At 44.8% G+C, this 4,614-nt stretch carries 6 protein-coding genes and 1 pseudogene; 2 read left to right on the forward strand and 5 right to left on the reverse strand.

Annotation, left to right across the window (positions count from 1 at the left end):
* Positions 1-837 (forward strand): annotated as a pseudogene (locus V3S16_RS07940) (hypothetical protein); the annotation flags it as partial.
* Positions 838-974: 137 nt separating this feature from the next.
* Here V3S16_RS07940 and V3S16_RS07945 read toward each other — a convergent pair.
* The 5 genes from V3S16_RS07945 to V3S16_RS07965 form a co-directional block, all read right to left on the reverse strand.
* Positions 975-1,175 carry a DUF2283 domain-containing protein gene (locus tag V3S16_RS07945; protein ID WP_413884140.1) on the reverse strand — a complete coding sequence of 67 codons (201 nt, stop codon included), beginning with the start codon at positions 1,173-1,175 and terminating at the stop codon, positions 975-977.
* A 201-nt stretch (positions 1,176-1,376) separates the two neighbouring features.
* Entirely contained in the window at positions 1,377-1,721 is a 345-nt protein-coding gene (locus V3S16_RS07950; RefSeq protein ID WP_413884141.1) for a type II toxin-antitoxin system PemK/MazF family toxin, read from the reverse strand.
* Positions 1,722-2,057: 336 nt separating this feature from the next.
* Positions 2,058-2,339 (reverse strand): ribbon-helix-helix domain-containing protein, encoded by a 282-nt coding sequence (locus V3S16_RS07955; protein WP_413884142.1) that lies wholly within the window; start codon positions 2,337-2,339, stop codon positions 2,058-2,060.
* Between the two features lie 518 nt (positions 2,340-2,857).
* Complete coding sequence (locus V3S16_RS07960; protein WP_413884143.1) at positions 2,858-3,202, reverse strand: type II toxin-antitoxin system PemK/MazF family toxin; 345 nt, start codon at positions 3,200-3,202, stop codon at positions 2,858-2,860.
* Positions 3,192-3,440 carry a hypothetical protein gene (locus V3S16_RS07965; RefSeq protein WP_413884144.1) on the reverse strand — a complete coding sequence of 83 codons (249 nt, stop codon included), beginning with the start codon at positions 3,438-3,440 and terminating at the stop codon, positions 3,192-3,194. Before V3S16_RS07965 ends, V3S16_RS07960 begins: the two co-directional genes overlap by 11 nt.
* 350 nt (positions 3,441-3,790) lie before the next feature.
* Here V3S16_RS07965 and V3S16_RS07970 point away from each other — a divergent pair, with 350 nt between their 5' ends.
* Entirely contained in the window at positions 3,791-4,195 is a 405-nt protein-coding gene (locus tag V3S16_RS07970; RefSeq protein ID WP_413884145.1) for an antitoxin Xre-like helix-turn-helix domain-containing protein, read from the forward strand.
* Positions 4,196-4,614: the final 419 nt, after the last annotated feature.

Below are 4,614 nucleotides of genomic sequence, written 5' to 3' on the forward strand. Positions count from 1 at the left end.
GGGGCCTTGCGCTACGGCGACCGGTCCGCATGGATTACAACGCCATCGACGCCAAGGCCGCCGGCAATGGAGCAGCACCGCATTGCAGAGCCGGAGGCTGTTTTCAGCAGGGCTGAAACAGGAGCGCTTCGTGAACCAGCATGGAGCATGGAGCATGGAGCATCGAGCATCCCCGATGAATCGGGATTTCCGCTGCGCGTGAGGGAAAAAGAAGATGCGGCTGCCGAGCAGGCAACCCTTTGGGAGGAAAAGCGGTTTGGCGATTTAAGAGTGATCGGCCGGCTGCACAACACCTATATCCTGTGCGAGTCTGTTGACGGGCTCGTGCTAATTGATCAGCATGCCGCCCACGAACGCATCCTTTATGAACAGCTTAAAAAACGCTCTGCGACTTCAAGCATGGCGGCCCAGAAACTTGTTGTTCCGGAAACCATTGACTTTGGATACCGGGAAGCGCAGATTCTGGGAAAACTGATTCCTGATCTAAAAGAACTGGGTCTTGAGATCGAGCCCTTTGGCGGCAATACCTTTGTGATAAAGTCTGTCCCGGCCCTGCTTGCTGATAGAGATATTAAGCCCCTTGTAATTGAAATCGTGGAGAAGACGGCCCAGATCGGTTTTGCCCCCGGCCTTGAAAAAGGCCTTGACGAATGTCTGATTCTGATGGCCTGTCACGGGGCTGTCAGGGCCAATCAGCAACTTTCAGACCAACAGGCCCAGGGCCTTTTGACCCAGTTAGATCAATGCAACAACCCCTCTCACTGCCCCCACGGCCGACCGACCTGGATCAGGTGGTCCTTAAGAACACTTGAGAAATCCTTTAAAAGAATAGTCTGAAAAAAAAATTGCCACAAAGGCACCAAGACACAAAAAATATTTTACATTATTTTTTCTTCGTGCCTTGGTGTCTTGGTGGCAATAAAACCTTGCCGTATGAGCCATACACCGTATGGCCAACTCGCAAAGTGTCCGGACTATAATGTTTGGAATTCTAAGGTGTTTAAATCTTCTTGATTTACCCGCTCTGTAATGTTTAGAAATTCAACTCCAACTACGCATCCATTTCCATCAAAATCAAGAATAACACCGGGGCGAACTTCCTCTGATTCAACTATCGCATTTTCATCCAGCCTTAAATACAGAACATCATTTTTTTTATCTACTTTTAGTTTCATTGTTTGCCTTTCATTCCTCTGTCAAAAAACACGGTGACAGCTTTATTGGGCTCACATTCAATGTTTACAACGACACGAAGCCACCGGTTTCCATGTTCTGGAATTCGCCGAAGAAAATGTCGTGTATGCTTCATATCATAAAAAAGTATAGCACAAGTTATGAAAAAGGCAAAATAAACGATCCCTCTTCGAGGGTTGCGGTTATAAAACAACACCGATGGCTTTTTGGATGGCTTCTTCGACTTCAGACATCTTTTGAGGACTTATTTTTCCAGAAAATGGTCCACGAATTAAAAAAGATTTATCGAGTGTGGTGATCTGTTCACACTTAGCCATGGAGCGCTGAGTAAGCCCACCCTCTCCTATGGGTAATTCCACATGGGTAGGGCTGTCGCGAAGAGTTGTCGAGACAGGAACAACGATGACATCATTGGCCAAGCGATTACGAATATCCAAAGAGACGATTAAGGCCGGCCTTGTTTTTTTGTCCTTTGGTTGACCGGGCAATCTTACAAGATATATCTCCCCTTTTTGAGGATAGGTCATATATCAGACCTCGTAAATAAATGACAGATTACTGGGAAAATTTTGGACAAAATGCTCCATTTCTAATTAAAGAGTTGGGTTCAAAGGTTCAATGTTCAAAGGTTCAGAGGTTGATTCCCTCATTTAATTACTCCTATGGAATCAATGGTATAGGGAAAAAGCGCGAAGCGATTAACCTCTCCGAGGCGTAGGATCGTGCCTCTACGAGCCGGAGGCCTGAACGTTGAACCCTGACCCTTATAACCCAGACCGACCGGATGTCCAATTTATGTGCAATCCGGCAGTATATAAAGGTCTACGGTCACTTTTATCTGATGAATGACGAGGTCTGTATTTTTAGTCCTTCCAAAGCTGTTGAGCGGATTTTGCTGCTATTTCGGTCCACCGCCGATCCTCCTTCCGTTCCTTATCAGACTGCGAGAGATAATACGCTTCAATTTGTTTTTCTAAGTCTTGCTTTTTTTGTTCATGGTGCCATTTGCGAAGAATATTCTCAATAAATTGGCTGCGGGAGCGAATTTTTGAAGTTTTGAGAAAATTATTTATGGTATTAACCAATTCCTTGTCAAGGCTTACAGTTACCTTTACCTTGGTTGCTGAAGGGGCATGATAATCCATATGTTCCTCCTTTTTATATTATTAATATTAAGAATATAGTTCTTATTAAAGGTCTTGTCAATGTAAGTATTCTGCTTATTCTAATTACAGACCTCGTAAATAATGACAGATTACGGGGGAAAATTTTGTACAAAATGCTCCATTTCGTAACAGTTCAGCTATCTTTGACAGGATAACAGGCCCGCCCTGGCGCGAAGCACTGCCGAACGGCCGAAGTCTTGTTGGAGCGTAGCGGACTTGTGCGCTTCAGGCGTAAATCCCGCTTCACGGGGTCGGAACGCAGTGGAGATTTATCCGCAAAGGCGGGTGAACCTTTCGCCTATCTTACCAGATGGTTTTAATAGAAGGTAGCTTTTGAAGGATCTTGTCTTTCGTGATTATTGGCCACGAATGTCACGAATGAGCACGAATAACTGTTGGCCACAATTAGTGGCTGCGATCCTGTTTTACCGGCACCCGGCAAAAGGAAATGTTTGGGCTGGTGGAATCCCAACTCAGAATATCCCAAAGCGACCGGACTAAAATAAATCCAGATGAATTAATATAGCTTTATCTATCAGATCCAGTTCTTTTTTTTCTAGTGCGCCAATGAATTTTACGATCCTGCTTTTGTCCAGAGTTCGGATTTGGTCAGCTTTAGTCTTCGAGTTTTTCGGAAGGTTTCCGATCCTTTTTTTTAAAAAGACCTCAAAAGGATAGATTTTCTGAATATTTTTAGATGTTATGGGTAAGATTGTCACCGTACCCGAGAATTCATTGTTTTTGTTATTGGAGACGACTACAACCGGCCGGGTTTTGGAGATTTCTTTCCCTATGACAGGGTCAAGTGCAGTAAGATATATTCCTCCTCTTTTAATATTCATCCCAGCCCTCCAAATCGGCGACTTCAAACTCTTTTGTAATAACTAAACTTTCTTTAGCAGCAGCTTGATAGCCTTCTTCTAACTTTTTTTTCAGTTCCTCTTTTTCTTTTTGTTCAATTTGCTGTTTAACGGCTTCAACAATAAAAAGGCTGCGTTTTCTGGGCCCGGCAAATCGGTTTAGTGCCTGAGCCAGATCTTTCGGAATGGTAATGTTCAATCGAACGGTTTCAGTATTCATTATACACCTCCCAATGGGAATTAATAAACATATAATATTATGTATTATTATGTGTATGTCAAGGCTTTATTTGACATGGAGGACTTGTGCGCCTCAGGCGTAAATCCCGCTTCATGGGGTCGGAATGCAGTGGAGATTTATCCGCCTGGAGGATCCCGCCCATTCGGAGCTGTGCGGGATGGAATTCAAATAAGAATAGTAATTTTAGCCCGCCAAACTATCGGCGGGTAAACCCTGGTCACCTACGGCGCCGCACAAGGCGGGTAAACCTTTCGCCTTCCAATTTTTTCTTTACAAATCGGCACATGGCCCCTATAATGAGGTAAAATGCCAAACATTAGGAGGGCACTATGAATATCCAATCCATAGGAATTCAGGCTAAAAACACTGATGATATAATCAGTGCGCTCAAGCAGGGATTTCCGGCCGACAGCTTTGATAAGTTGAGAGATCGACTGAAAGTCTCTGATAACCTGCTTTCCAAAATCGTGCAAATTCCCAAGCGCACATTAACACGCAGGAGACAAGACGGCCGATTGCGAACCGATGAATCTGAAAGAGTGCTTCGAATCGCCAGGGTTTACGATAAAGCCCTGGATGTGTTGGAAAACGAAGAGGCTGCCGAAAACTGGCTGAAAAAGCCTGCGCGCGGATTGGGCTACAAAATTCCACTGGAATACGCCGACACCGAACTGGGCGCTCAAGAGGTAATTAATTTGCTGGGTCGCATCGAGCACGGAGTGTTCCCCGGATGATAACGGCCTGGTGAATTGTAAAAGAAGAACATAATTTTCTGATCAATCCGAACCATCCGAATTATCCGACCATGACAATTGGAGATCCGCAACAATTTGAGTTCGATCCCCGACTTATCGAAAAGCAATCAGGGTTATTAACATCCGCCCAGACTTGAAAACCCGGAGCTCTTGATTGCCTGCACCTGGGTTGATAAAAATATACCGTAACTGTTCACGGGTTTAAAGGTTCAAAGGTTCAGAGGTTCAAAGGTTCAGGGTTCAAAGGTTCAGGGTTCAAAGGTTCAGCCGCCTTCGCTGAAGCTACGTCGTGCCAAGGGGTTCAGGGGTGAACGCAGAACGGTGAACGGCGAACGGCGAACACAGAACGGAGAACCCTGAAAAGGCAAGTTTCATAACAAAAAAACCGATATCGGAAT

This window comes from Candidatus Desulfatibia sp. (genome assembly GCF_036446775.1).
Classification (GTDB): Bacteria; Desulfobacterota; Desulfobacteria; order Desulfobacterales; family UBA11574; genus Desulfatibia_A.

Bases quoted from the DNA above. Each gene is read 5' to 3' on its own strand.
- V3S16_RS07945 (WP_413884140.1), bottom strand. From the start codon at position 1,175: ATGAAACTAAAAGTAGATAAAAAAAATGATGTTCTGTATTTAAGGCTG.
- V3S16_RS07950 (WP_413884141.1), bottom strand. From the start codon at position 1,721: ATGACCTATCCTCAAAAAGGGGAGATATATCTTGTAAGATTGCCCGGT.
- V3S16_RS07955 (WP_413884142.1), bottom strand. From the start codon at position 2,339: ATGGATTATCATGCCCCTTCAGCAACCAAGGTAAAGGTAACTGTAAGC.
- V3S16_RS07960 (WP_413884143.1), bottom strand. From the start codon at position 3,202: ATGAATATTAAAAGAGGAGGAATATATCTTACTGCACTTGACCCTGTC.
- V3S16_RS07965 (WP_413884144.1), bottom strand. From the start codon at position 3,440: ATGAATACTGAAACCGTTCGATTGAACATTACCATTCCGAAAGATCTG.
- V3S16_RS07970 (WP_413884145.1), top strand. From the start codon at position 3,791: ATGAATATCCAATCCATAGGAATTCAGGCTAAAAACACTGATGATATA.